Annotated in this window: 17 protein-coding genes; 9 read left to right on the top strand and 8 right to left on the bottom strand. The window is 56.5% G+C overall.

Features of this window, described 5'->3' with window-relative positions:
* Position 1: 1 nt before the first annotated feature.
* Positions 2–1,816 (bottom strand): hypothetical protein, encoded by a 1,815-nt coding sequence (locus O2597_RS14235; protein ID WP_269525917.1) that lies wholly within the window; start codon positions 1,814–1,816, stop codon positions 2–4.
* A gap of 35 nt (positions 1,817–1,851) precedes the next feature.
* Entirely contained in the window at positions 1,852–2,796 is a 945-nt protein-coding gene (locus O2597_RS14230) for a S1C family serine protease (protein ID WP_269525916.1), read from the bottom strand.
* 126 nt (positions 2,797–2,922) lie between these two features.
* Here O2597_RS14230 and O2597_RS14225 point away from each other — a divergent pair, with 126 nt between their 5' ends.
* The 4 genes from O2597_RS14225 to O2597_RS14210 all read left to right on the top strand — a co-directional run bounded on the left by O2597_RS14225 (position 2,923) and on the right by O2597_RS14210 (position 8,379).
* Entirely contained in the window at positions 2,923–4,464 is a 1,542-nt protein-coding gene (locus tag O2597_RS14225) for a hypothetical protein (RefSeq protein WP_269525915.1), read from the top strand.
* A gap of 41 nt (positions 4,465–4,505) precedes the next feature.
* Positions 4,506–5,780, top strand: a complete 1,275-nt coding sequence (locus O2597_RS14220) for a serine hydroxymethyltransferase (protein WP_332108371.1) — start codon at positions 4,506–4,508, stop codon at positions 5,778–5,780.
* A 101-nt stretch (positions 5,781–5,881) separates the two neighbouring features.
* Positions 5,882–6,586, top strand: a complete 705-nt coding sequence (locus tag O2597_RS14215) for a pilus assembly FimT family protein (RefSeq protein ID WP_269525914.1) — start codon at positions 5,882–5,884, stop codon at positions 6,584–6,586.
* A 122-nt stretch (positions 6,587–6,708) separates the two neighbouring features.
* The gene (locus tag O2597_RS14210) at positions 6,709–8,379 is read left to right on the top strand and encodes a putative manganese-dependent inorganic diphosphatase (RefSeq protein WP_269525913.1); all 1,671 of its coding nucleotides are present in this window, start codon (positions 6,709–6,711) and stop codon (positions 8,377–8,379) included.
* Here the strand turns inward: O2597_RS14210 and O2597_RS14205 are convergent.
* From O2597_RS14205 to O2597_RS14180, 6 genes are all read right to left on the bottom strand, one after another.
* Positions 8,376–8,819: an ExbD/TolR family protein gene (locus O2597_RS14205; RefSeq protein WP_269525912.1), complete on the bottom strand. Its 444-nt coding sequence runs from the start codon at positions 8,817–8,819 to the stop codon at positions 8,376–8,378. The genes O2597_RS14210 and O2597_RS14205 overlap by 4 nt on opposite strands.
* A 2-nt stretch (positions 8,820–8,821) precedes the next feature.
* Positions 8,822–9,235 carry an ExbD/TolR family protein gene (locus tag O2597_RS14200; protein ID WP_269525911.1) on the bottom strand — a complete coding sequence of 138 codons (414 nt, stop codon included), beginning with the start codon at positions 9,233–9,235 and terminating at the stop codon, positions 8,822–8,824.
* 181 nt (positions 9,236–9,416) lie between these two features.
* Positions 9,417–11,039: a DUF11 domain-containing protein gene (locus O2597_RS14195; RefSeq protein ID WP_269525910.1), complete on the bottom strand. Its 1,623-nt coding sequence runs from the start codon at positions 11,037–11,039 to the stop codon at positions 9,417–9,419.
* Between the two features lie 245 nt (positions 11,040–11,284).
* A complete protein-coding gene (locus O2597_RS14190; protein ID WP_269525909.1) occupies positions 11,285–12,046 on the bottom strand; it encodes a succinate dehydrogenase/fumarate reductase iron-sulfur subunit in 762 nt (253 codons plus the stop codon).
* A gap of 32 nt (positions 12,047–12,078) precedes the next feature.
* Positions 12,079–14,022, bottom strand: a complete 1,944-nt coding sequence (locus tag O2597_RS14185) for a fumarate reductase/succinate dehydrogenase flavoprotein subunit (RefSeq protein ID WP_269525908.1) — start codon at positions 14,020–14,022, stop codon at positions 12,079–12,081.
* Between the two features lie 21 nt (positions 14,023–14,043).
* A complete protein-coding gene (locus tag O2597_RS14180) occupies positions 14,044–14,859 on the bottom strand; it encodes a succinate dehydrogenase cytochrome b subunit (protein ID WP_269525907.1) in 816 nt (271 codons plus the stop codon).
* Positions 14,860–15,207: 348 nt separating this feature from the next.
* Here O2597_RS14180 and pyrG point away from each other — a divergent pair, with 348 nt between their 5' ends.
* The 5 genes from pyrG to rsmA all read left to right on the top strand — a co-directional run bounded on the left by pyrG (position 15,208) and on the right by rsmA (position 19,830).
* A complete protein-coding gene (gene pyrG / locus O2597_RS14175; RefSeq protein ID WP_345783018.1) occupies positions 15,208–16,803 on the top strand; it encodes a CTP synthase in 1,596 nt (531 codons plus the stop codon).
* A 7-nt stretch (positions 16,804–16,810) separates the two neighbouring features.
* The gene (locus O2597_RS14170; RefSeq protein ID WP_269525905.1) at positions 16,811–17,428 is read left to right on the top strand and encodes a hypothetical protein; all 618 of its coding nucleotides are present in this window, start codon (positions 16,811–16,813) and stop codon (positions 17,426–17,428) included.
* Positions 17,429–17,502: 74 nt separating this feature from the next.
* Positions 17,503–18,048: a DUF5069 domain-containing protein gene (locus O2597_RS14165; RefSeq protein WP_269525904.1), complete on the top strand. Its 546-nt coding sequence runs from the start codon at positions 17,503–17,505 to the stop codon at positions 18,046–18,048.
* 60 nt (positions 18,049–18,108) lie between these two features.
* A complete protein-coding gene (locus O2597_RS14160; protein ID WP_269525903.1) occupies positions 18,109–18,906 on the top strand; it encodes an indole-3-glycerol phosphate synthase TrpC in 798 nt (265 codons plus the stop codon).
* A 102-nt stretch (positions 18,907–19,008) separates the two neighbouring features.
* Entirely contained in the window at positions 19,009–19,830 is an 822-nt protein-coding gene (gene rsmA, locus O2597_RS14155) for a 16S rRNA (adenine(1518)-N(6)/adenine(1519)-N(6))-dimethyltransferase RsmA (protein ID WP_269525902.1), read from the top strand.
* Positions 19,831–19,875 lie beyond the last annotated feature (45 nt).

Raw genomic sequence — 19,875 nt, 5'->3', positions numbered from 1 at the left:
GTCAGTCCTCCTCCCGCAAAAGTATTTGCGCACGGACAAAGAACCCGTGCGCCTCCTCATTCAATTCCGACACAAGCACGTAAGGCAAATCGAGATTTTTCGGCAAAGTCTCCGGATCCACTTGCTTGCCCATGCCCCCCAGCACGAGGGTATACTGAAGCGAACCCAGCAAGGTATCGGAGAATTGGTTCAAATCCAAATAGGAGCGGGATACCGCATTCGGAGCAGCAATCGAATCGAAGAAGCGCTCCGTCACCTCCGCGCCCCAGAAGCCGTCATCCCCATCCTCCAAGCTGGCAAGCGCCTTCTGGAGTAGGCCGATGCGCCCCACATTGAGAAAGAGGTGGGAGCGAGTGACGACATAGCTGAAATCATTCACCGAATCATGCGCATCATTCGGCGTGCTTGCTCCCTTGATGGTATAAATGGTCTGCCCTTCGAATTCCTGTTCCTGAATATGTGCGCGAACAGCCGGAGCCAAATCCTTGAAGGCTTCCAGAGCCTGGGAAAAGGCGGCCCCATCCCGCAAGTTAAGCACAAACAGTTGCTGCGCCTGCGCAGGAGCATCCCCCACCGCTTCCGTTTCATCCAAGGACGCCAACGAGACCAAACCGGATCCGAAGTTCTGCAATACGGCGGAACGCACATCCACACCTGTCTGCTGTTGGATCTCTAGGAACTGAATATCCATGAGATGGGGAAGATTGGGGCTGGCCACTGTCAACAAACGCTCCAGCTCGGCAAGCATGGCACCGGTATCAAAACTGGAGACCGCAGTCGACAACACACCATGGGGAACAAACACAGCCTCCGGCAGCAGACCATCACCATATGTGAGTAATGAAAGCAGCCCCCGTTTCTCCGAGAAAAGAAAGCCAGCGGCGGTCTGTACTCCCGTCTCGGTCAAGTCGCAATCAAGAAAAACCGCCTGCATGGCATCCAAACCCAGCGCATCTTTTAGCGACTGCGGGCTCACGCCCATCATGGCCAGTCCCCCCGCTGCGTCTGCCTCATCCAACTTGGCGGATAGGGCCGGCATAATACGGGACAAGTTGACGTACAAGCTGACATCTCCACGGCCTCCCCGTTCACGGGCACTCAAGTAATTCGGCGAAGACGCCAAGCTCGGCTGCCCCACCCCTTTGATACTTTCAACCATCGACCGCAAGCGGGACTCCGGCGTGGCCAGAACGAAGATCCCGTCCACAAAGGCATATCCGTCCTCAATGTAGGTCTCCGCTCCGTCAAAAGCCTGATCGAAATGCAGTGTTTCCCCCATGAAGGTTTCTTCGAGCCACTCGTGCTCCATCGACGGGTTCACCTCTTTCTGCTGCCGCGCATTACGTTCAAATTGTATCTGCATGAGCTCACGCAACTTGGCTGCATCACCGCTGAACTCGGCAAAGAGCGCCATTTCAGAGCGTTCCTGCCCCGTTCCCAACATGGAATCGGTGACATCGAAAAAGCCAAGTCCGGCATAGCCAGAGAACAGCTCGAAGAATTCGTCCAAGCTAAGCCCAAACTCGTCATTCAGCACCTGAACAAAGTCTTCCTCTTCAGCTTCCGGGTCCGGTTGATGGCCCCCTTCCGTCAGCAGCGCGCCGATAAAGCTCTGGACGTCCGCGTCCGAATAAACCGCCTGTAGCGGATGCGACTTCCAGGTTTCACGCGACTCTGAAAGGTCACGAAAAGAGACCAGGACTTGCACTTCATCGCTGATATGTCCGGCGATCGGCAGGACTTCGGCGGCGTGCAACCCGGCGGCGGCCAGACTGACCGCGAATAGGGAAGAAATGCGTTTGCGTAGATAAGACATGTAAAAAGGAAAATGAAAACCCGCGCCCGGAGGCATCATTCGCCGGCGGAAGAGGGCATGGCAGGTGGGCTCAAGTAGCGAAAGCCGGCATTCGGATTACGTGGGTCGAACGCATAGGCGTCGCGATTATCGAGAAAGGATTTCAAGACCCGCGAAGAGATCGAGAACCCCAGACCTTCAGCGCCAACTGCCGCGATCTTCATATTGTTCACGCCGACAACCTCCCCCTTCAGATTAAAGAGCGGCCCGCCTGAGTTACCGGGATTGATCTGAGTCGTAGTTTGCAGGTAAAGCCGCCCCCCGATCACACGGTTGGCCACACTGATAATCCCCTCCGACACCGTTCGGTCCAAACCCAGCGGGCTGCCGATCGCAAACACCGTCTGCCCCTCTCTCAGGGCATCGTCCACGGACGCCAGCGCCACCGTCTTAAAGGGCCCCGCTTCGCCATCTTCAATCTGAAGGAGAGCCAGGTCCAGTTCAGCGCTACTGGCCACAATCCGAACATTATCGTAAGTCACACGTTCCAGTTGGCGCTCGCTGTTCTTGAAAATCGTAACCGAGATCCGGTGTTCGCCGGCGATCACATGGTCATTCGTTACCACATAACCTTCCGGATGGATGACAAAACCGGAACCAAGACCGGTCGGCGTCTGCACAAGGGCGACCGCTTCTCCCAACTGGTTGACCCATTCCCGGATAGGCTGGTCCGCCTGCCCTTGCGCCACCCGATAGAGACTGTCACCGAGGACCGGAACCTCGATCGATGAAGCCTCCTCGGAAATGGCCTGCAGGGAACTCACGGCGCTTTTCGGAACCTGAACGATGTCGTAGCCTAGGTCGACAAAGTAAACACCGGCCCGCTCCAGAATCACCTCTCCTCGCAGTGCAGCGCCACCTTTCAGCTCAATCCTGTGTGCGGCATGCCCCGCCGAGAGTACCAGAAAGCAGAGCAGAATCACGTTCCTCATTTTGCACATAAACCAGAACTATTAGCCAATATCTGGGCAGATACCACTCAAAATAAGGCAAAAGCGCCACAGGTCAGCTGTAATTCCCACTGAATAATACTTGCCTGTCGCAGCTGCCAAAAATATGCACCTCACATGATCTCATTCTTGCGCTCAGCGCGGGCGAAATGCTTCTTCGACCGCCGCTACCTCATATTGACCAGTCTTTTCTCCCTCTTCCTGCTTCAATCCCTAGTGGGACAGACCGAAGCAGAGCTCTACCGGGGCACTTGGCAGATCGACACCCCGGATGAGGGATCCATGATCCTCATCGTGAAGCGGAACCAGCTGGCATCCTACTTCTGGGGCGACAATGCGGACCGCACCGTTTACCAGGGCAGCTGGCGCATGGAAGACGGAGTCGCCATCCTGAGCTGGCCCGATGGCAGTTCCCACCAAATCCAACGGGACAATCTTGCATACGGCATCAGCGCTTACGATGCCAACCAAACCCTTCGCTACACCGTCCCCGCCCAGCAAGTCCCCAAGGAAGTGCTGGGCCAATGGGCAAAACCACCCGTCCGCGAACAAGAGGTCGCCTCGGACTTGGACAAGGCCAAAGGCTTCTTTGGAATCTGGAAAATCGGCAACGGCACCGACAGCCACTATGTCTATGTCGAACCCAACCGCTCAGCCGCAAGTACATGGTCCGCCCAGGAAAATGACCCCAGCGGTCTCCGCGGGGCCTGGGCCAAGCAAGGCAGCGAGTTACACATATCCTGGGATAGCGGCCATTACTCGATCCTCCGAGAAAACCAACGCGGCTTCAGCTACAAGCGAATCGAACCGGGTGAGGCGATTGAGGAGGATTCCGGCGAGTACATAACAGCCACCCGAACCAGCGAGCCCAACCTGCCGGCCAGCTGGCTGGCCAAGTACAAGGAGGAAAAAGAGCTCAGCAGCGGCGGGATTGCATTTTCGAGCCGCAAAGTGGCCCGCAGCTTTTATCGCGGCGAATGGCTCATCCCGCAAAAAGGCAGCTACGAGCGCATCACAATCGGCCGCTTTGGAGGCCTCAGTACAACTGCAGACCGCAACCTTGAAGGCAGCTGGCTCCTGTCGGGGCAGGACGTATTCCTGCGCTGGGACGACGGGCTACGGGAAATCCTGAGTCCTGTGGGATGGGGCTTCGTACTCTACGAATACCAACCAGGCCGCCCACTGGACGGGGTCCCCACGAGGATTTACCCGGCAGTCCCCTCGGAACCGGAAAAACTCCAAACCCACCTGCAGGGACGTGAAGAAGTCGCCCGCCAGCTGGTGGCCATGGCTGAAGCCGCGGGCATCCCCCCGGAAGAAGCGGAAGCCTCCGGTTGGGGCCGCACCTTCATGCGCTGGGCCTGGCCTTTCGGCGAAGATGGTTCCATTCCCCCATCCCCACAGGAACTGGTCGAAACCGAATTCGAAACCACCAGCAACAGCGATCCCTGGTGGTGGCCCTTCTGGAGCGAAAACCGAGCGATTGCAGAGCAAACCGAAGCGGCGAGCGATAGCGCAAGCGCCGAAGAAGCCATGCCGGTCGTCGCCGAGCCCGCAGCCGAAGAGGGCGCGCCCCAACCCAAGACCGAAGCGACCGAAACAGCCACCACACCACTCGAGAAAAAGAAACGCTCGAAAAGCTGGGCTTGGCCGTTCTAATCGCTGCCTTACACTTCAATTTCTTACATACATTTCCAGCCATGAGCACTGAAACCGCAATGAACGCACTCAATCCGAATCCGCTCCAAGTCGTGGACCCTGAAATCGCCGCCGCCATCGCCGCCGAACGCCAGCGACAGGAGAACCATATCGAACTGATTGCCTCCGAAAACTTCACTTATCCTTCCGTGATGGAAGCCCAAGGCAGCGTACTGACCAACAAGTACGCCGAAGGCTACCCGGGCAAGCGCTACTATGGCGGCTGCGAACAAGTCGATGTGGTCGAGCAACTGGCCATCGAGCGCGCCAAGGCACTCTTCGGTGCGGACCACGCCAACGTGCAGCCCCACTCCGGCAGCCAAGCCAACGCCGCAGTTTATCTTTCAGTGCTGCGTCCGGGCGACAAAATCCTGACCATGAACCTGTCCGATGGCGGACACCTCACCCATGGTCACCCCATGAATTTCAGCGGGATCTACCACGAGGTCGTGAATTACGGCGTTGGCGTAGAAGACGGCCTGATCGATTACGAAGGTATCGCCGAAACCGCCCGCAAAGAAAAGCCGAAGATGATCACAGTCGGGGCCTCCGCCTACTCCCGCATCATTGACTTTGCCCGGATGGGAGAAATCGCACGTGAAGTCGGCGCCTACCTGATGGCCGACATCGCGCACATCGCAGGTCTCGTGGCCGCCGGCATCCATCCCTCCCCGGTCCCGCACGCCGACTTTGTCACAACCACGACACACAAGACCCTACGCGGACCACGTGGCGGCCTGATCATGTGCAAGGCCGAACACGCCAAGAAGCTTGATTCAGCGGTATTCCCCGGCATCCAGGGCGGCCCGCTCATGCATGTGATCGCAGCCAAGGCAGTCTGCTTCAAGGAAGCCGCCTCCGAGAGCTTCAAGTCGTACCAAACGCAGATCGCAGCCAATGCAAAGGCCCTGGCCGAAGCCCTGATGGTGAAAGGCCACCATATTATCAGTGGCGGCACCGACAATCACCTCATGATGATTGACCTTCGCAAGAAGGATCCGGAACTGACCGGCAAGGTCGCCCAAATCGCACTGGATAAGGCACATATCACAGCCAACAAGAACACCGTGCCCGGAGAAACACGCAGTCCTTTCCAAACCAGCGGTATCCGTCTGGGAACCCCCGCAGTCACCAGCCGTGGCATGGTCGAGGCAGACATGCTTCAAATTGCGGAAGCGATCGATCTGGTGCTCAGTAGCCCCGAAGATGAGACATGCATCGAGAAGGCCCGTCAGATCGCGCTTTCCCTCTGCCAGAAGTATCCACTTCCTTATTAAAAAAAATTGGACTTAGCGCCAGTTCTAGCCTACGTTCAGCAGCATACAGGCACAACGGGCGTCTGCATCACTGAACTCCAAACCGTTTTTATAACCTACTTATGAATAAAATAAAATCCCCCCGTTCAGGCTTTACCCTGATTGAGCTGCTCACTGTTATCGCAATTATCGGTATTCTTGCCGCGATTCTGATTCCCGCAGTCGGCAAGGTGAAGGAAGTTGCGAACAAGATGAAATCTTCCGCCAATATTCGCTCCATTGCGGTCTCGTATGCCACCTACTCGACTTCAGGCGGCAAATCACGTACCATCACGAAAACTAAGATTGAACGCCAATCGGTGGCGGCAATCGCGGAATTCCTGGCAGAACAGGTCGATCTGACGGATGCCTCGATCTGGATCATCGAGTCAGACCCGGCCGTTTCCGAGTACGAGCAAACTCAAGAATTGCCAGCCTCCATCGGTTATCGCGACACCAGCAACGTCTTCAATGTAACCGACGGTTGGAATGATGAAGTCCCTGTCGGATATGACTTTGCGCTTGGCGCAGGCGGCAACGACCCGACATCCACAACGCCCCTCTCATGGACACGCGGTTTGGACACAACCACTGGAACATGGGGTAAAGATACACCTTGGGGACTTGGCGGACACATCGCCTTCCTGGATGGCCACGTACAATTCTACAACGACCTGCTCGGGGAGGACGGACAGCTTGTCAATACCACCGACGGCAAGCCGACGGAGAAAATGACGGATGTTCACGACGAAGCAAACATCGTCAAGGCTCCGGAATACAGCCGGTAATTCTTTTCACATACTTCACACGAAACCCGGACTCGCCTGAGTCCGGGTTTTTCTTTGTCCAGCACACACACTTTGACATTGTTTCGACCGCAAATGCCGGTTTAGGTGCTAACAAATTTATTATGCCTGACCCGGTCTATATCATTGGCCATAAGAATCCTGACGCAGATGCGATCTGCTCGGCGATTGCCTACGAAGCCTACAAGCACGCCAAAGGCGAAACCCACTATGTCGCGGCACGCTGCGGGAACTCCAATGCGCGTGTGGATGCTATCCTCGAACGCTTCAACGTACCGCTCCCCCGCTTCATGGGTGATATCACACCGCGCGTGGAAAACATCATGCGCACCAAAGTCCGGAGTGTGACCCGCAACAGCACCTGCGCCGAGGCCCTGGAGCTGATCGATAAGTACGATGTGCGCGCCCTGCCGGTGGTCGACGAAAAAGGCCATATCGAAGGCATGGTTTCCATATTCCAACTGGGGGAGTTTTTCATTCCCAAGCCCAAAGAGCCACGTGCCATGCGGCGGGTCTGTACCAGTATCAGCGCAATCGTACGCTCCTTGAACGCAAAGGTGCTTCATACACGCGAAGAAGATAAGATGGAAGATCTCTACGTCCGCGTGGGCGCTATGGATATCCGCTCCTTCGGCACACACCACAAGGAACAAGGAACCCCTTCGAATCAAAGCATCATTGTGGTCGGCGACCGCTGGGATATCCAAGAGCGCTGCCTACAACTGGGAGTACGCCTGCTGGTTATCACCGGCGGCTTGGAAGTCGACGAGGACATGGTCGAGCGCGCCAAAGAGCGCAATGTCTCGCTGATTGTCAGCCCATTCGATTCGGCCACGACTTCCTGGATCATTCGTACAGCCACGCATATCGGCGGCTTGATTGAGCCGGATGTCAATTGCTTCACCAAGGAAGACAAGATATCTTCCGTCAAACGCCGGATCGCCAACCTGAACGACCCGCTCTACATGGTGACGAACGAGAAGAAGCGTCTCATCGGCGTTTTCTCCAAGAGTGACATTCTGCGCCCGAGCAAGACGCGGATCACCTTGGTGGACCATAATGAACTCGGGCAGGCCGTGAACGGCGCTGACGAGGTCCAAATACTGGAGATCCTGGACCACCACCGCCTGGGCAACATCCCCACAGACCAACCCATTCTTTTCATTAATCGGCCCGTGGGATCCACCTGCTCGATCATCGCCGATTTCTTTCGTGCAGACGGCCTGACCCCGGAGCCCGGCATCGCAGGTGTCATGATGGCGGGAATCATCTCCGACACGCTCCTGCTCAACAGTCCGACAACCACTCCACTCGAAGGCGAGCTACTGGACTGGCTGTCCCCCATTGCCGGCATCGATGCCAAAGCGCTGGCCGAACTGATTTTCTCATCCGGCTCTGTCATTATCAACAATGAGCCGAAGGACGTAATCCGCTCCGACTGCAAGATCTACAGTGAAGGCGAAATCCGCTACTCGGTTTCGCAAATCGAGGAGCTCGGATTCAACAATTTCTGGAGCAAGGAAGCCGAGCTTGAATCAGCTCTCGAGGAATACCGTGCCTCCGAAGACCTGCTCTTCAGCCTACTCCTCGTCACTGACATCAATACACAGGATTCACTACTGGTAGTGGCCGGAGGGGATGAGCTTAGATCCCAGATCAATTACCCTCAGAGAGGCCAAAGCAACATTTACGATCTAAAAGGTATCGTCAGCCGCAAGAAGCAACTGATCCCCTACGTCTCCACACTTCTGAAGACGATAGGCGTCATGACCTAGCCTTCTTCGCCGAGGGCGAAATTCACGGCCTCAATGCCTGCACTCGCACAGGCATCCATGACCTTCACGATACAGCGGTGTGGCACCGTGTCCTCGGGCTCGATCGTAACGATGGCTTCAACCTTATTGGCGACACTCGCTTCCTGGAAGCGTGTCAACATCGCCGCGAGTTCCACCAGTCGCCCTGCTTCGGGTGAATCATAAGGATAGTCATTGACCACAATCTGCCCGTCCTCCCGGATCTCAATCACCTGCTCATCCGGTATATCCAACGGCTGCTCCTGCTCCACAGTCCCCGGCAAACGGAACGAGAGGTCTGCTTCCTGGCGCTCCAAGGTCGAAGAGACCATGAAGTAGATCAGCAGCAGAAAGACCACGTCGATCATTGGTGCGATCGGCACCCCAACCTTTTCTTCCGTTCTAGGCTTTCGCTTCGCCATGGCTACCGGGCCTGATAGGTCGCGTAAATCACTTCATAGGCGCCTGCCTCCGCACATCCTTTCAAAACCTTACGGACAAGGCTAAAGGGTGTCTCCTGGCTCGCGCGCACATGGATGCGAAGATCCGGCTTCTCCTCCAGGCACTGCCGTATCACGCTCTTCATCGCGGCGAGGTCTCCGCGTACCGATCCGACGTAGATATGCCCCGCCTCGTCGATTGAAACCGTTCCCCTGTTCGACAAGTCCTTCGGGACCTCGCTTTCCCAAGACTCAGGCAGCGCCACTTCCACCCGACGCCCCGCCTGCGCCAAGGTACTGACAGTCATGAAAAAGACCAGAAGCAGGAACACCATATCGATCATCGGAGTCATCGGGAAGTCTTCCTCCGGTGGACGTATCGATTTCCGGCGCGCCATAACTTCACATAGATGAGTCAATTTAAGCATGCATGTCGACACGAAAAGTTGACTACTGGAACGGGGGCTCCCAAAGCCGATCAGCCTGCCCGAATCTCAGACCTCCCCCTCATCGGCAATGAACCAAAAAAAGAGGCGCCCGCACATGCGGACGCCTCTGAAAGATCCGACCAGTCGGGTCTTAGTAGACCTGAGTGGATTCTTCTTCCGGAACCGGGCTCTTAAGGAGATCGGAGTTCATTTGTGCCTTGAAACGGGCGTCACCTTCAGTGACAGCCTTGGCCTTGACACGGAACTCGATGATTTCCTTGGCCTTGAGTACCGGATATGCTGCGAAGCTCACGTTACGACCGGAGATGGTGCCTTGAGTGGCACCTGAAGCAGAGACCACTTCGAGGTTGGACGGAAGTGCCACATTGAGTGTGACGTTGGTATCCGGAGCCGTACCTTGGTTGGTAATCTGCAAGATGTAGGTGGTTTCTTCACCAACGAGAAGCGGGTCTTCCGTATCGATCACCTCGATCAGGAGGGCCGGATAGCCACGCCATTCGGTGCAGGCGTCATCCGAAGCGCTCAGACCATAAGCCGAACAATCCGCAGCAACTTGGTTGCAGTAAGTGCCATCCTGAAGACCGAGAGCAGTCAGCTCGAACTTCTTGGATTCGCCTGCAGCCAGAGAGGTGATCCAAGTCGCGGTGTTGCCGTCGATTTGTGCACCCGGAGCCGACAGAAGCTTGTTCTGCGACGGCACGGTATCGGTCACGACCACATCGCTAAGCGGCACATCGCCGGTGTTGGTGGCAGTAATGGTGTAGGAGGCTTGCTTGCCAACGAACTGCATCGGAGTGCCGTCCTTGACCACGTCGAGGCCAGCTTCGACAACCTTGATGCATGCATCGTCCTGAGCCGAGCCAGCATTCGAGGAAGAGACCATCGCGACATTGCAGTGCTCACCCTTTGCAGTTACGGTGGTATTGACCGTGATGTCACGGCTTTCCCCCGGAGCAAGGGTTCCGATTTCGGTCACCAGCTCGCTGCTGCCGCTTTCGTGGGCCACGCCAGCGGGCAGTGTATCGGTGACAACCACGTCATAGGCACAGAAGTTACCTGTGTTGGTCACTGTAATATTCCACGGCACACCGGCATTGAGCAGAACTTGCTCATCCGGAGTCGACTTCACGATAGCCAGTTCCGGCACACCCACAGTCGTGGTGGTGCAAGCTTCCGGGTACGCTTCGATCGTTGCGCAATTGCTCAACTCGGCGACAGCAGTCGGAGTCACAGTCAGGCTAAGCGGCACAGAATCACCCTTTTCCAGATTGTAGAGGGTCCATGTGACGGAGCTGCCCTTCACTTCAGCTTCAGGGCTGCTGGACACATAAGTGGTGCCTTCAGGAATAGCTTCCTCGACCACAACCTTCTTCACCTTGTCCTTGGCGGTCACGGTGTAGCTGTAGGTGTAGGGCTCGTTCAGGGCCACTTGAGCCGGTGCGCTCTTTTCCAAGCGGACAAGATACTTGTCCACATAATCGGTCACCGTACCGGGAGTGCAGTCCTCGGCCGCAGGAGCCGGCGCCGCTTGTGCAACCGGAGCAGCCTGGGCAGCCGGAGCCGCAGCCTTATTCGTGTTAAAATCGTGTATGTGACGATTGATGGAAGGTGTTTGAAGATTAAACACCGTCGTGTTGGGAGAGTCTGACACCGTGAAGTTTTTGCCCTCGTCAACGTTACGTGCAGCAGAAAGCTGGGCAACGGAGAGGAACATCATACCTGTCAGTGCAGAAGCCCCGAGGAGCTTATTCATGATATTCATAGGTTTGCAGTTGTATGGTTAGGTTTGAGAAATGCGGGAAATGCCCACAGATAACACATAAGTGACTTGTAATAAGCACTTAGACAGTAACAAAGCACAGTTTTAAATCGAGACAAATCCTCGGTAAACTTTGGTTATGAAAATTTCATCCTTTTAGGAAATTTGTTACAATAAGGCACAAAAAAGGCCGCATTTCGCGGCCTTTTGAGAAAAAGAGTAACGTATTACCCCACGGACTACGCAATCGGCTGAAGGAAGTTCTTAACCTGGGCGGTCGTATAGTCACGGTTGAGCTGCGCAATCATGTCGAGCGAGATGCTCTTCGGGCAAACAGCCTCACACTCCCCGATATTGGTGCATCCACCAAAACCAGCGCCATCCATAGTCGAAACCATGGCGAGCGTACGGCGATCCTTCTCTGCCTTACCTTGAGGCAGGCTGTTCATGTGAGCCACCTTTGCCGAGGTGAAGAGCATGGCCGAAGCATTCGGACAAGCCGCCACGCAGGCACCACAGCCGATGCAGGCCGCAGCATCCATCGCATAGTCAGCGATTCCCTTCGGAATCGGCATGGCATTGGCGTCCACGGCACTACCGGTACGGTTGGTAATGAAGCCGCCGGACTGAATAATTTGGTCGAGCGGCGTACGGTCCACCACCAGGTCCTTCATCACCGGGAATGGCTTTGCGCGCCATGGCTCGATGGTGATGGTCTGGCCGTCATGGAAGTGACGCATATGCAACTGGCACGCAGTGGTGGCCTTTTCCGGACCGTGCGGGATGCCGTTAATTGTCATCGAGCACATACCGCAAATACCTTCACGGCAATCGTGGTCAAATGCGACCGGCTCCTTGCCTTCGGCAACCAGCTGCTCCGAAAGGATGTCGAGCATCTCCAGGAAGGAGGAATCCTCGGAAATATTTTCGAGCTTGTAAGTCTCGAACTTGCCCTCGGAACTCCCGTTCTTCTGGCGCCAAACCTTGAGGGTGAGATTCATTGTTTTGTCCATCGCTGTAAATCCGGTTCGGGTTATTTGTAACTACGGGTGGCAAACTTGACGTATTCGTAGACGAGTTCCTCCTTATGCAGGTCCGGGTCGACTTCGTCGCCCTTGTATTCCCACACTCCGGCAAAGGCGAACTTGTCGTCATGACGTTCCGCCTCCCCGTCTTCGGTCTGGTGCTCACTACGGAAGTGACCGCCGCAGGACTCCTCTCGCATAAGGGCATCACGGCAGAGCAGCTCGCCGAACTCCATAAAGTCAGCCACACGGCCGGCACGTTCAAGCTCGGGGTTCAAGCTGTCCTTGTCCCCCACGACCTTGACGTTCTCCCAGAATTCCTTGCGCAAAGCCTGGATCTCCTCGATCGCTTCCTTAAGCCCCTGCTCGGTACGGGCCATGCCGCACTTTTCCCACATGATATGGCCGAGGCGTTTATGGAAGGAACGCGGCGACTCGGTGCCGCCGACTGCCATGAGCTTGTCGATCCGGGACTTCACATCGGCTTCGACCTCGTCGAAAGCGGGATGATCGGTCGTCACCTTACCGGCAGCGGCCACGCCCTGCTCGCCAAGGTAGTTCCCCACAGTATAGGGCAACACGAAATAACCGTCAGCCAGACCTTGCATCAGCGCGGAAGCACCGAGACGGTTGGCACCGTGATCGGAGAAGTTCGCTTCCCCACCGACAAACATGCCGGGAATCGTGCTCTCCAGGTTATAATCAACCCACAGACCGCCCATAGTGTAGTGGACAGCAGGGAAAATCATCATCGGAGTGGTGTAAGGATCATCACCGGTGATGCATTCATACATCTCGAAGAGGTTACCGTACTTTTCCTCGATCACCTTCTTGCCGTCGCGCTTGATCGCGTCGCGGAAGTCGAGGAAAACACCGAGACCGGTGCTGGCCACACCGCGGCCGTCATCGCAGGCTTCCTTGGCGGCACGGGAAGAGATATCACGCGGCGCAAGGTTACCGAAACTCGGATACTTGCGTTCCAGGTAATAGTCGCGATCTTCGTCCGCGACTTCGTTCGGATTGAGCTTACCTTCACGGATCTTCTTTGCGACCTCACGATCTTTGGGTGCCCAGACGCGACCGTCATTACGGAGCGATTCGGACATAAGGGTCAGCTTCGACTGCTGGTCGCCGTGAACCGGGATACAGGTCGGGTGGATCTGCGTATAGCAGGGGTTGGCGAAGCCGGCACCGCGCTTGTAGGCACGGTAGGCAGCTGTCACATTACAGCCTTGGGCGTTGGTGGAGAGGAAGAAAACATTGCCGTAACCGCCGGTCGCGAGGATCACGCAGTCCCCGGCATGGCGGGAAACCTCACCGGTCACCATATTGCGGACGATGATCCCCTTGGCGTGGCCGTCGACCTTGACGACGTCCAGCATCTCGTGGCGGTTGTACATCTTCACTTTGCCAAGGCCGATTTGCTTGCTCAATGAAGAGTAAGCGCCAAGCAGCAATTGCTGGCCGGTTTGGCCGCGGGCATAGAAAGTACGGGAGACCTGTGCCCCGCCAAAGGAGCGGTTGGCCAGCAGGCCGCCATATTCACGAGCGAAAGGCACGCCAGAAGCGACACACTGGTCGATGATATTGGCGCTGACTTCGGCCAGTCGGTACACATTGGCTTCGCGGGCACGGTAGTCACCGCCCTTGACGGTGTCATAGAACAGGCGGTAGACACTGTCACCGTCGTTCTGGTAATTCTTGGCCGCGTTGATACCGCCTTGAGCGGCGATACTGTGGGCACGGCGCGGGCTGTCCTGGTAGCAGAAGCAGGAAACATTGTAGCCCTGCTCGGCGAGGCTGGCAGCGGCCGCACCGCCGGCAAGACCGGAACCAACGACGATGACGTTGTATTTCCGGCGATTGGCCGGATTCACCAGCTTCATCTTGAACTTGTGGCTGGACCACTTTTCAGCGAGCGGTCCCTCAGGAATTTTGGAATCCAGATTCATTTTTGTTCGTCCCTTCTGAAATTAGTGTTGCTCAAGGATGTGCTCGACAGCCGGAGCAGCCGCAGCTGCATCGTCGATGAAACGAGCATCGTTCTTCAGGATACCGGTCATGCACGCGATCGGGATAATCGCAAAACCGAGGAAAACAACCCAGCCGTACAGCAGGGCCACGACATCCAGGCGCTTACGCCAGAGCTTATTGCGAAGCCCCACCGACTGGAACATGCTACTGACACCGTGAGTCAGGTGCAGACAAAGCAGACCGGTCGCGATCACATAGAAGATCGAAACCCACCAGACCTGGAAGCCGTCGACCATCATGTCGTAGACATTGAAAGTGGAGACAGGCTCGGCGTTCTTGATCACCTCATGACCATGCTTGATCAACGGCACACTGTTCGGACTCAGGACCGAAGCCTCGTTGTACTCCATGCTGGGCACCACACGGGCAGTGTAGTGCGCGACATGGAAGACAATGAAAGCCAGCAGGATCACACCGCTCATCCGCATAGTACGGGAAGCGTAGCTGGCCTGAACCGGCTTGTCTTCGGCATAGCGTTCCGGACGGGCCTTCCGGTTGTCCAGAGTCAGCCAGACAGCCATCCAGATGTGGATGCCCACACAAGCCAGCAGGAAAACCCGGATCGCCCAAAGCGCCGAAGTCGGCAGGACATGGTGCAGCTTGTAAGCATACGCATTAATGACATCTGGCCCCAGGAAAATCTGGAGATTACCGAGCATGTGCCCGAGCACGAAGAGCACGAGCACCAAGCCGGTTAGGGCCATCAGGATTTTACGTCCGATTGTGGACTTTAGGAAACAACACTGTGTGGACATGTCGCTGGTGATTAAAGTTCGTCTTTTTACGTCTATCAGTCGAGTGAAACCACGTAGCCTTTGGAAAGCATCTCAAGAAGCAAGCTTTGCATCACGCAATGGCCCATGAAATGCCCTCCTATGGCACGGATTTACCGCATGGCTAAGGCTTTCATTGCAGAAGGTCCACTCTAAATTACAATTTCTAATTCAAAATTTTAAACTCAAACAGCAGAACTAATTGAGAATCATTGAACATCGAATTCCGCCAAAAAGGGTTTGCCATAGGAAAGAGGGGACGAATTGAATGCGAGCCCGTGGCGGCGGAAGCTCTGCTGACATAAACGCATCATGACCCAACAGACGAAGATGAAGTATATTTTTATAACCGGCGGAGTGGTTTCCTCTCTCGGCAAAGGCCTGACCGCAGGTGCCATTGGTGCGCTTCTGGAGCAACGCGGCTTGCGCGTGCGCATGCAGAAGTTTGATCCCTACCTGAACGTAGACCCCGGCACAATGAGCCCGTTCCAGCACGGTGAAGTCTATGTATTGGACGATGGCGCTGAAACCGACCTCGACTTGGGGCACTATGAGCGCTTTACCTCCGGCAAACTGAGCCGCTTGAACAACCTGACCTCCGGGCAGGTCTACGAAAATGTGATCCAGAAAGAGCGCCGCGGCGATTACCTCGGCGCAACGGTGCAGGTCATTCCACACGTGACCAATGAGATCAAGGAACGCATCTATGCGGGAGGCGGCGATGACGTGGACGTGCTCATCACCGAACTGGGGGGCACAATTGGAGACATTGAGGGCCTGCCTTTCCTCGAAGCCATGCGCCAGTTCGCTCTGGAAGTCGGGCACAACGACGTGCTTTTCCTACACTGCACCCTGCTCCCCTACCTGAAGGCCGCCGGCGAACTGAAGACCAAGCCCAGCCAGCAAAGCGTCGCCAAATTGCGCGAAATCGGCATCCAACCGGACATTCTGGTCTGCCGCACGGAAAAGCCGATGACCAATGAGATGCGTCAAAAGCTATCCCTCTTTTGTAATGTACCGGTCAAGGCCGTGATTGAGGAGTGCGACGTGGAAACCTCCATTTACGAACTACCTCTGGCACTCAAAGCTGAAAATGTGGACGACCTCATTGTCTCTCACCTCCAGTTGGATGCGCCCGACAACGAGATGAAGGCCTGGCACGATGTGGTTCGCCGCCTCAAGGCGCCCAGCCACAAAGTCGAAATCGGAGTGGTGGGCAAGTACATCGAGTTGCAGGATGCCTACAAGTCGGTCTACGAATCGATCACCCACGCAGGCATCGCCAACGACACCGCCGTGCGCATTGTCCGACTCGACGCGGAAGAAATCGAAAAGAACCCGGAAAAACACCTCGCATCTCTCGACGGCATCCTGATTCCCGGCGGATTTGGAGACCGCGGCACCGAAGGAAAGATTGCGGCTGCCAAGTTCGCCCGCGAGAATGGCACCCCCTACTTCGGACTTTGCCTGGGCATGCAGATCGCGGTGATCGAATACGCCCGCCACGTGGCAGGCCTGGAAGACGCCAACAGCACCGAGTTCGATCCCAAAACACCGCATCCGGTCATCGACATCATGGCCGACCAAAAGGATTTGACCACCAAGGGCGGCAACATGCGCCTCGGCGCCTGTCCCTGCCAGTTGCTCGACGACAGCTTCAGCTTCCACGCCTACGGCAAAACGGAAATCCAGGAGCGCCACCGCCACCGCTACGAATTCAACAACCTTTATCGCGAAAAGCTTGAAGAGGCCGGCATGCGCGTTGCCGGCATCAACCCGGAACGCGACTTGGTGGAAATTGTCGAAATCCCGGAACACCCCTGGTTTGTTGCGGTACAGTTCCACCCGGAATTCCAGTCCAAGCCACATCAAGCACACCCGCTCTTCGCCAATTTCATCGCCGCAGCCCTGAAATACAAGAAGTAAGCCGGGCATGCAGCGTTGTCTCGTCATAGTCGCCTTACTGGCCACGGCGGTCTTATTCACAAGCTGCGCCAACCTCAGGCCGGAGTCCTTCCTTAGTCATTTCACACTGGATGAGCCCAGCGTCGAGGACTTCGAGGTCTGCGCTTCGGCCGGTTGCCGCAGCGTCTCCCGCCTCGGGTACAGCCCTTCCGAGTGGGAGTCCATTGAGGCCATCTTCAGTCCGCCCCCGGTGAACGCGGCGGAGGAGCGAGAACGGGTCCGCATCGCCATCGCAGCGATGGAGACGATTATCGGGGCACAAAACGGGACCTCGGCCGACCACGCCCGGAACCAGCGCAAGGGCGCCACCGGCCCGCAACTCGACTGCATCGCGGAAGCCGCCAACACCACGGTCGGCTTATTGCTCTTGCAAAAGGAATCGCTGCTCCGCTTCCACACCGCCAGCTACCCGGCACACCGCGGATTTTTCCAACTTCGACTCCCCCACAACTCCGCGACCCTCAGCGAAAATTCGAGCGGTGAGCGCTATGCAATGGACTCCTGGTTCTTTGCCAACGGGGAAAAGCCGGCATGCGTACCGGTAAAGACATGGAAGGCCGGCTACAGCCCCCAAGAACCCGATTGAATCCAGCCGGACCGGCCAGAGAAATCCCTCCTGCGTGTTGCAGCAGGACAAAAAATGCTAAACTTGCCCCTCCTATGGAAAATTACAGCTACCAAAAGAGACTCAAGGCCATATGGGAGCAAGCCGTCCAACTCTACCGGGACGGCAACCGCGAACCGGACAGCTATTTCGACGCCGACACCCTGGCCAGCATGGCCTTAATCGGCCTCAACACAATGGACGTCTATGACTACGCGGAAGACTACGTTTGCGGAGGCGAACCGGACTTCGAAACCTTCCTCATGGTTTGTGAAGCCCGCCGCGACTATTTCCTCACCATCCAGAAAGGGCTCCATTCCAACCAAAAGCTCGACCCGGCCACGCTTCCAGCCAAGGACGCCGAGGTCAGCGGCATCGTCTGGCTCCCCCGAATCCTCCCCAAGGCCCGTGCCAAGCTCCGCGGCGAGCTCCCGCCCGAGACAATGTACGGCTGCGGCGGTGACCGGAACTTTTTCAAGACCAACAACATCCACCCCGCAGAATTCCTACGCGCCGTCTGGGCTTACGAGCAGGACGACGCACGGATCATCGAGTGGGTCGGCGCACGCCGCGCGGCGGTGACGCTCGAAACTGCGTCTTGATTTCGTCGCCAGAAATGTAGAGTTTACAAAGTCCGCCGGTACCCGGCGGACTTTTTTCGTATGGATAAACTCGCAGAAATCATGGCCGCCAAGCGGCACGACCTGAAAGACCGCATCCGCCCCGTGCACGAGCGCGAACTGGAACGTCTGGGGCAACTACAGACCCAGGGTGGAAGTTTCCTCGAAGCACTGGCACGGAAGGACCGCCTGTCCGTTATTGCGGAGATCAAGCGACGCTCCCCATCGGCAGGCCAGATCGCGGCGGCAGAACTGGACGCCGTGGAACAGGCCCGCACTTACATCAACGCCGAAGCCGATTGCCTCTCGGTCCTGACCGATACCGATTATTTCGGAGGCAGCCTGCAAGACCTCTGGGACGTCGTGGAATTCCTCGAATGCCACAACCGGAAGACCCCCTGCCTGCGCAAGGACTTCATGGTACACCCCGTACAGGTCGTCGAAGCAGCCGAAGCGGGCGCCCGCTGCATCCTCATTATCGTGCGCGCCTTGGAGGATGATGAAATCAAGGCCCTGCGCGACGCAGCGGGCATCGCCGGCCTGGACATCCTCTACGAGATCCATGAAGAGCGCGAACTGGAGAAGGCCCTACGCTTCGACCCGAAAATCGTCGGCGTCAACAACCGCGACCTCAAGCGGTTCAAGACCGATGTCGGCGTATCCGAAATGCTAATACCGCTCATTCCAGACGGAATCGTCAAAGTCAGCGAAAGCGGCATTTTCGAAGTGGAAGACGCCGAACGCGCCCGTGCCTGCGGCGCCGACGCCATACTTGTCGGCGAAGCCCTCATGAAAGCGGAAGATCCCGAAGAGTTGCTGGAAGCATTTCACAACGCCTAAGGAACATCGAACATTGCACTTTCAACTTCGAATTCTGAGTACCTCTTCTCCATTTAACATTCGATGTTCGATGTTGGACGTTCAACGGTCAAGTGAAGCGCCATGCCCTTAAGCCCAAGCCAGACTCGCGAACTGCTCGCCCAGATCGACCATCTCCCCAACAAGAAACTGGGGCAGAACTTCCTGATCGACGGTAATATCGTGCGCAAATCCATCGAGCTTGCGGAAATCGGTCCCGGCAGCCGCGTCGTGGAAGTCGGTCCGGGACTCGGCACGCTCACACAAGCGATTCTGGGCAGCGGCGCAGAACTCTGGGCAGTGGAACGGGATCGCACCCTCGCCTCACACATCCGCGAGCGGATCCAGCCCAGCCACACACGCCTTCATTTGACCGAAGGTGACTGCCTCGACCATCCCCGGGCAGAGCTGCCCGAAGATACAAGTAGTTTCCGCATCGTGGCAAACCTGCCCTATGCCGTTTCCACACCCTGGATGGATGCCGTCCTGTCAGGTCCGCTACCGGAGCGCATGGTCCTGATGCTGCAAAAGGAGGCCGCAGACCGCTACGTCGCGCCCTGCGGCAACAAAACCTTCGGTGCAATTTCCATCTTCCTGCAGGCGGCCTACAAGTTACACAGCCAGCATCTCGTTTCCGCCAACTGCTTCTATCCGGCACCGAAAGTCGATTCCACCTTGATCCGCCTGGACCTAAAGGATCAGCCCTCCGTCCTGCCCGCGCCGGTCAAGGATTGCATCCGGCGCATCTTCACCCAACGCCGCAAGCAATTAGGCGCACTTTGCCGAAAAGACCCCTACCAACCCGCAACCGAATGGTTTTCCAGCTTAGTCAAAAAAGGGTATAGCCCCACCGTGCGACCGGAGGAGATTCCAACCGGCGAATGGGTCAATTTATCGAAACATTGACAGGCAAATTGCCTGTTTCTACCAGATTGTCACATTTCCTGCAGC

The sequence above is a fragment of the Coraliomargarita parva genome (assembly GCF_027257905.1).
Lineage (GTDB): Bacteria > Verrucomicrobiota > Verrucomicrobiia > Opitutales > Coraliomargaritaceae > Coraliomargarita_A > Coraliomargarita_A parva.
Note: the sequence above shows the minus strand (reverse complement) of the source record. Positions and strands in the feature narration are given on the sequence as shown.

Bases quoted from the DNA above. Each gene is read 5' to 3' on its own strand.
- O2597_RS14190 (WP_269525909.1), bottom strand. From the start codon at position 12,046: ATGAATCTCACCCTCAAGGTTTGGCGCCAGAAGAACGGGAGTTCCGAG.
- O2597_RS14235 (WP_269525917.1), bottom strand. From the start codon at position 1,816: ATGTCTTATCTACGCAAACGCATTTCTTCCCTATTCGCGGTCAGTCTG.
- O2597_RS14230 (WP_269525916.1), bottom strand. From the start codon at position 2,796: ATGTGCAAAATGAGGAACGTGATTCTGCTCTGCTTTCTGGTACTCTCG.
- pyrG (WP_345783018.1), top strand. From the start codon at position 15,208: ATGAAGTATATTTTTATAACCGGCGGAGTGGTTTCCTCTCTCGGCAAA.
- O2597_RS14180 (WP_269525907.1), bottom strand. From the start codon at position 14,859: ATGTCCACACAGTGTTGTTTCCTAAAGTCCACAATCGGACGTAAAATC.
- O2597_RS14225 (WP_269525915.1), top strand. From the start codon at position 2,923: ATGATCTCATTCTTGCGCTCAGCGCGGGCGAAATGCTTCTTCGACCGC.
- O2597_RS14195 (WP_269525910.1), bottom strand. From the start codon at position 11,039: ATGAATAAGCTCCTCGGGGCTTCTGCACTGACAGGTATGATGTTCCTC.
- O2597_RS14210 (WP_269525913.1), top strand. From the start codon at position 6,709: ATGCCTGACCCGGTCTATATCATTGGCCATAAGAATCCTGACGCAGAT.
- rsmA (WP_269525902.1), top strand. From the start codon at position 19,009: ATGCCCTTAAGCCCAAGCCAGACTCGCGAACTGCTCGCCCAGATCGAC.
- O2597_RS14220 (WP_332108371.1), top strand. From the start codon at position 4,506: ATGAGCACTGAAACCGCAATGAACGCACTCAATCCGAATCCGCTCCAA.
- O2597_RS14200 (WP_269525911.1), bottom strand. From the start codon at position 9,235: ATGGCGCGCCGGAAATCGATACGTCCACCGGAGGAAGACTTCCCGATG.
- O2597_RS14160 (WP_269525903.1), top strand. From the start codon at position 18,109: ATGGATAAACTCGCAGAAATCATGGCCGCCAAGCGGCACGACCTGAAA.
- O2597_RS14170 (WP_269525905.1), top strand. From the start codon at position 16,811: ATGCAGCGTTGTCTCGTCATAGTCGCCTTACTGGCCACGGCGGTCTTA.
- O2597_RS14185 (WP_269525908.1), bottom strand. From the start codon at position 14,022: ATGAATCTGGATTCCAAAATTCCTGAGGGACCGCTCGCTGAAAAGTGG.
- O2597_RS14215 (WP_269525914.1), top strand. From the start codon at position 5,882: ATGAATAAAATAAAATCCCCCCGTTCAGGCTTTACCCTGATTGAGCTG.
- O2597_RS14205 (WP_269525912.1), bottom strand. From the start codon at position 8,819: ATGGCGAAGCGAAAGCCTAGAACGGAAGAAAAGGTTGGGGTGCCGATC.
- O2597_RS14165 (WP_269525904.1), top strand. From the start codon at position 17,503: ATGGAAAATTACAGCTACCAAAAGAGACTCAAGGCCATATGGGAGCAA.